We start from the raw sequence: 6,375 nt of genomic DNA on the forward strand, positions 1-6,375 counted from the left end.
TATTAAAAAGGCTTGGTCACTGACCAAGCCTTTTTTTATGTTTTCGAGATACGAGATCGTACTGCTAAGTGCTAAGCTCGACTTCTAACCATTTGAGATAGCATAAACATTGCTGCCGCACTGATAACCACAGACGGGCCAGCAGGCGTATCATAGAACCAAGACAAGCTTAATCCACCGAATACAGCGATAGAGCCAATAATTGATGCAAGGAAGGCCATCTGCTCAGGTGTGCTCGAGAACTTCCTTGCCGTTGCTGCAGGAATAATCAGTAGCGATGTCATGATTAACGCACCAACAAACTTCATACCGACAGCAATCACGATACCGACCAATAGCATCAGAATCAGACGCATTAAATCAATGTTGATGCCATCAACCGCCGCGAGATCTTCGTTAACCGTCGTTGATAGTAGTGGTCGCCAAAAGATAGCAAGTACTAATCCAATCACAGCAGCACCCGCATAGATGAACACTAAATCCGTTGGAGATACTGCCAGCAAGTCACCAAATAGGTAGCTCATTAGGTCAACACGAACGTTATCTAAGAAACTGACAGCAACCAAACCAAGTGATAGCGCACTGTGCGCCAAAATACCGAGTAGGGTATCGGTCGCGACCAGCTTTTGTTTTTGTAAAGTCACTAGCAACACGGCCAGCATCAAACAACAAATCAGCAGCGCGAAATACAAGTTAATGTTGAACAGAAAGCCAAGTGCTAAGCCCATCAAAGAAGCGTGAGCAAGCGTGTCACCAAAGTAAGCCATCTTACGCCACACCACGAATGAACCTAGTGGGCCTGCAATTAGTGCAATACCCAAACCCGCCAAAATAGAGGGAAGAAGAAACTCAAGCATTAGTGGTGTCCGTGTTTATGGTTTGAACATTCATGCACGTCGCCTTCGACAGGCTGGCCTGCGAGATCATGATGGTGATGTTCGTGTTGGTGATGATAAAACGCTAGCGTCTCTTGGGTCGCGGTGCCAAAGAGCGCAATATACGAAGGATGGTGTTTGATGTCTGCAGGTGCGCCTGAGCAACAGATGTGGTGGTGTAAACAGATAACATCGTCTGTTTTTGCCATCACTAAATGCAGATCGTGTGAAACCATAAATACGGCACAACCAAAGCGGTGGCGAATGGTGTCAATCAAGTCATACAGGTCTATTTGCCCTTGAACGTCGACGCCTTGAGCCGGTTCATCGAGAACCAGTAGATCTGGTCTTCTTAGCAATGAACGAGCAATGAGTACACGTTGGTTTTCTCCGCCGGATAGCTGGTGCATGTTACTCTTCTGCAGATGTTCAGCACCAACAAGCTTCAATGCTTCAAGGATCTCTTGCTGACTGAAATTGCCAGTGAGTTTTAGAAAACGCTCTACGTTGAGCGGTAGGGAATCATTGAGCTTTAATTTTTGTGGTACATAGCCAATTTTCAGTTTTTTAGCTTTTGTTATTGTGCCTGAAAATTTGGTCTGTAAACCCAGTACCACTTTTACTAATGTCGACTTTCCTGCACCGTTTGGCCCAATCAGGGTGGTGATTCTGCCGCGCTCTAAATTTAGAGAGATGTTGTCTAGAACTTTTCGACCGTCAAATTCGACGCTCACAGAATCTAGTTGGATTAAGTTATCCATGAATAGAACTCATTTGCAATTCGCTAATGTTATAATGTAACATTTACCTCAAGCCTAAGCTACTTTTCTATTATCGAGGTATTATGTCACGTTCATCTTTTATACTTGCTACTTTGCTTTTAGCGCCAAGTGTCGCAAGTGCCAATACTATTCTAACAAGCTTTAAACCAATTCAAATGATTGTGACAGAATTAACGCAAGGCGTTAGTGAGCCGGATGTGTTGATGAACAGCAATGCTTCGCCGCATGATTATGCGCTTAAGCCATCGGATGTCAAAAAAGTTCATAGTGCCGATATGGTCATCTGGTTCGGCCCTGACCTAGAAGCCTTTCTGACTAAGGTGATTGGTTCAAAAGAAAATGTTATCAAGATCAGTGATATTCCCGGAATCAACTTGCGAGAGTTCGGACACGAAGAGCATGACCACGATGCACATGAAGGGCACCACCACGGTAGCCATGACCCGCATTTTTGGTTAGGTATCGAGCAAGTTGAAGTAGCTGCAAAATACATCTCAGCTAAGTTGATTGAATCTGATCCAGACAACGCAATGGCGTACCAAGAGAATCTCGATTCATTCCTGATTGCATTGAAAGAGAAGCAACAGTCTATTCGAGAGCAACTTGCACCCGTGAAAGACAAAGGTTACTACGTTTTTCATGACGCGTATGGTTACTTTGAGCAAGAGTTTGAGCTAAATAACTTAGGTCACTTTACGGTGAGCCCAGAGCGTAAGCCGGGTGCAAAAAGCCTGATCGCTATTAAGAAAACGATAGTACGTGAAAACGTTCAATGTGTGTTTTCTGAGCCTCAATTCACTCCTGCTGTGATTGAATCAGTGACGCGCGGAAGTAACGCAAAACAAGGTCAGCTTGACCCTATCGGTTCAACAGTTGAAGTGAAGAGTGGAAGCTATTTCGATTTTCTTCAGCAACTTACAGATAGCTATACAAGTTGCTTAGACGAGAAGTAAGTCATAAACGAGTATTCTTTACTCTACTTTGCTCTCGTTAATTTATGAATCATGCCGCTTTTTGCGGCATTTTCGTGACCGCTAAGATAAAACCTCCTAACAAATAACAAACCTCCTTTCTCCTTTTCTAATTTCCGCTAAAATGGAAAGATAATAATAAGCACAAAAAAACTCAGTTTTTGGTTTAGCAACGATAAGACGTTGTGGTACCCAAAATTTCATGTGTTGTTGCTGTTCAGGATTAAGAGTTGTATCGAATTATCTTCAAAATGTTCATGTTAATGAGCATTTCATTTAGCGTTCTAGCGGTAAATACCTCGCCCTCCGTTTTCTATCCTTTGCCCGCTCAAGCGCAAGGGAATTTCCTTGCGGCTAAAAACTTGTATTTAGGTGCCGGAGGTGGGCTCTGGGTTCATGATGTGCATGGAAAAGTACTCTTTTACGATGGTCGAACTCTATTCCCTCGCAAGGGAAGCTTACTGCAATTTTCTTCGGAAAGAGTCGCCTTTCTGAACGATGAGTTTTGGACATTTTTCGACAATGAGGTCTATCGACATAACCCTGGAATTGGCAACGAATTGGCGTTTAGCCTAAGTCCCGGCGCTGAAATAGCGAATATCGGTGCATCAGGCGATTATATTTGGGTTACTGACGGCAGTAATTTCTATACCTACAACACTCAATCTTTAGAATTCAACACCTACTCTCTACTTAAACTGTACCGATACAATAACAGCAGTGACATTGCGATTAACGACGCTGAGTGGGTACTATCAAAGTGGGTGCTAGCGACCAGTTCTGGCGTTTACCTTTCAGAGAATCAAGAGTTTACCCATGTCACCGCATCAGACAAAAACCATATTGAGACGGTTTATTTTTCGAATGCTCGACGTGAGTTAGTGATCGGTACTTTAAATGGTGCTGTGATTGTTGATCTCGCGAACCCAGACAAAGAGACCATCGTTAAAGGGTCGCATGTTCTCTCGTTGGCCGAAACTTCGGACCAGTATTGGATTGGTACAGAGCACGGCCTTATTAGCTACAACTTTATTACGGGACAAATTACTCGATTCGAACAAGCCGCTAGTCAAGACTTCTCGTTACCGGGTGAGAAAATATATTCGTTGATAAACGATCATGCTGGTGGTATGTGGGTTGCGACAAACAACGGTATCCGATACTTCTCACTGTTCAGCAAAACCTTCTCGAGAACACCCCTAACTGGAATGGGCATGCATTCGAGTAGTGTGGTGATCAATAAAGTACTGACTGTCAGTGACCAGTTATCTTGGGTCGCGTCTTCAATGGGGCTCTACTTGGTTGATTCTGAAAGTGAAGAGAACCCAATTCGTGTTTACTCTAACCCTGTTAATGATTTTGAGATCTTTGGCTCTTCCATTTGGTTAGCGACCGAACAAGGTATCATCAGTCTAAATACGGAAACACTACAACCCGAAGCCCTTGATTTACCAAGGCCAATTGAGGGAGTGCGTGTTGAAAACCTTGCGCTTCAAGCCGATAACGTTCTTTGGATGACCTCTGGGCAAAACCTCTATTCGTTATCTATCGAAACCATGAAACTGACGAGTTATGGCACTGACTGGTTAGTCGACAAGTTCTTGCCTGCGAAGATCACCGCTCTCAATGTAGGCTTGCTAGGTCGCATCTATATAGGAACGGATCATGGCTTCTACTCGTTCATTGATAAACGAATTAGCTTTAGTCGTTCCAGCGAACGGTTTGGCAAAGTCGTCGATATTGAAAAAGCGAAGGATGGAGCGCAGTGGTTTGCGAGCAGTTATGGCGTGTATCGAATCCCGGATGACAGCTCTATTATTCAAGAAATCACTCTTGTTGAAGACAATATTAGCCCCAACTGCCTGATAAGCGATGACAATGGTGTTTGGTTAGGCTCTTCGAAAGGCATCAGTTATTACGGATTGGATGGGCAACTGCATAAACACATAGGTTCGCCATTTGGTTTGATCACCAATGAACTGGCGGCAGGAGCGTGTGCTCTTTTTTACAGTCAAGATAGCCAACCTTCGAGGCTTGTTTTCGGCTCAAAGTATGGTGTAGTCAGCGCGTTATCTAACGAGTTACTGGTATCAACTACACCTCATAGCCGTGCCTTGTTGAGTAAGATAAGTGTCGACCAACAAACGGTATCACTTGGCGGGAAAACGGCAGAGCTGGATGAGATTCCTTATGGTTCATCGATGGGGTTTAAGCTAGGTATCTTACCAGCAACGTTCGCACCTGCGATGGAATACCGACTGAGCGACGATGAACCTTGGAGTGAGTTTGAAGGGGGCTTGTTAACGCTCGATCATCTTCTTCCAGGGGATTACACACTTGAAGTGAAGCCGGTTAAAGACTCCCATTATCGCTTTGTGTCAACCAATCAAAGCTTCTCGATTGCGGAGCCTTGGTATCTGACCAATTGGGCTGCAGCAAGCTCTCTGATATTACTGATTGGCGTTGTGACTATCTTAGTCTTTTGGCGTTCGCGTTATGTCACTTTTGCCAACCGGCACTTAAAAGCGCAAGTTGCACTGAAGACAGACCAATTGAGGCACCAAAGCCGGATATTACTCGCCACTAATCAACAGCTTAAAAAGCAGCTATCCGTGAAGAATGCGCTTGTGTCTCACACTGCCAATGAACTCTCTTCTGAAGTGAATCATATTGCTGCGATGCTCCCGAATTGGAATGACGAGCTCGGGAAGTCGCCGATTCTAACCTTGAAAAATGGCTTAGCTCAATTGAGTAATACGCCTCAAGGAGAAGGGCAAGTTTGTTACGATATAATTTTAATCTTAGAGGTGGTACTCAAAGCTTGGCAGGATGACTTAACCAAAGCCGGTATTGAACTGGATATTAAAGTCGAAACAAAACAACGATATGTTTCGTTGCTGTATTTTAATCTCGATATTATCTTCAATAGCTTGGTTGCGAGCATCATCAAGAGAAACTTTAAGTCGCAGAGTATGGTGGTTCTGGTTGAAGAGGTTAAGGAGCATCTTGTTGTGACCATTCGAGATCATGGGATGCCTTTCCCTAAACTGGCATCAAGCATGGGTGACAATACCGGAAAGTCGACCGACCTTAACATCGAAAAGCTGCCGCTATTGATGAATCAGAGCGGTGGTGAGCTTAATGCCTTTGTTTCGGAGTCTCAAAATAAGGTTCAGCTTTCGTGGCCAATTGAGTATCAAGTACTCGACAATCTTGAAGCCAGCACAATTGAACAGATTGAAACCATTAAGCTTGCCGCCTCAACACCAGAGCAACAAAAACTGACAGCGGAACAAGAGTGGAAGAACAGAGTGTCGCAGCTTGTGAGTGAAAACTACGCTGATGCCGAGTTCAGTACTGCAACTGCCGCTAAGTATTTGTTTATGTCTGAGAGAAGCTTACAGAGACGCTTTAAATCGGCTTACAACAAGACCTTCAAAGAGCACTTGAATGAAGTACGTCTAGAGCATGCGTGTGAGCGCTTACTCGCTGGAGAGAAGATCTCTGATGTGGCGTTTGATTCGGGGTTCAATGACCCTTCCTATTTCAGTCAAAGGTTTAAGCACCACTTTGGCATGTCACCATCTAAGTTTGCTGAAAACAACGAAGAGTAGCACGCAGCGGATACTCAGCTAGAACATAAATAAAGATACTTTAGCCTCGACATTCGTGTTGGGGCTTTTTTATGCTTCTACGAGATACGAGATACGAGATACGAGATACGAGATACGAGATACGAGATACGAG

At 44.1% G+C, this 6,375-nt stretch carries 4 protein-coding genes; 2 read left to right on the forward strand and 2 right to left on the reverse strand.

The window, feature by feature from the left end:
• Positions 1-71: 71 nt before the first annotated feature.
• Both znuB and znuC read right to left on the reverse strand, forming a co-directional pair.
• Positions 72-857 carry a zinc ABC transporter permease subunit ZnuB gene (znuB, locus tag AB6E54_RS19555; protein WP_017061944.1) on the reverse strand — a complete coding sequence of 262 codons (786 nt, stop codon included), beginning with the start codon at positions 855-857 and terminating at the stop codon, positions 72-74.
• Positions 857-1,636, reverse strand: coding sequence for a zinc ABC transporter ATP-binding protein ZnuC (gene znuC, locus AB6E54_RS19560; RefSeq protein ID WP_017061943.1), 780 nt, complete (start codon positions 1,634-1,636; stop codon positions 857-859). Before znuC ends, znuB begins: the two co-directional genes overlap by 1 nt.
• An 83-nt stretch (positions 1,637-1,719) precedes the next feature.
• On the opposite strand from znuC, the gene znuA reads away from it, so the two are divergent.
• On the forward strand, positions 1,720-2,610 hold the full coding sequence (gene znuA, locus AB6E54_RS19565) for a zinc ABC transporter substrate-binding protein ZnuA (protein WP_017067380.1): 891 nt from the start codon (positions 1,720-1,722) through the stop codon (positions 2,608-2,610).
• 269 nt (positions 2,611-2,879) lie between these two features.
• A complete protein-coding gene (locus AB6E54_RS19570; protein ID WP_372102874.1) occupies positions 2,880-6,242 on the forward strand; it encodes a helix-turn-helix domain-containing protein in 3,363 nt (1,120 codons plus the stop codon).
• Positions 6,243-6,375 lie beyond the last annotated feature (133 nt).

Origin of the sequence: Vibrio sp. 10N.247.311.49 (genome assembly GCF_041467655.1) — a bacterium.
In the GTDB taxonomy this organism is placed as follows: domain Bacteria; phylum Pseudomonadota; class Gammaproteobacteria; order Enterobacterales; family Vibrionaceae; genus Vibrio; species Vibrio crassostreae_C.

What these genes read in the sequence shown, in the direction of transcription:
- znuB (WP_017061944.1), bottom strand. Translation starts at nt 857, where the DNA reads ATGCTTGAGTTTCTTCTTCCCTCTATTTTGGCGGGTTTGGGTATTGCA.
- znuA (WP_017067380.1), top strand. Translation starts at nt 1,720, where the DNA reads ATGTCACGTTCATCTTTTATACTTGCTACTTTGCTTTTAGCGCCAAGT.
- znuC (WP_017061943.1), bottom strand. Translation starts at nt 1,636, where the DNA reads ATGGATAACTTAATCCAACTAGATTCTGTGAGCGTCGAATTTGACGGT.
- AB6E54_RS19570 (WP_372102874.1), top strand. Translation starts at nt 2,880, where the DNA reads ATGTTCATGTTAATGAGCATTTCATTTAGCGTTCTAGCGGTAAATACC.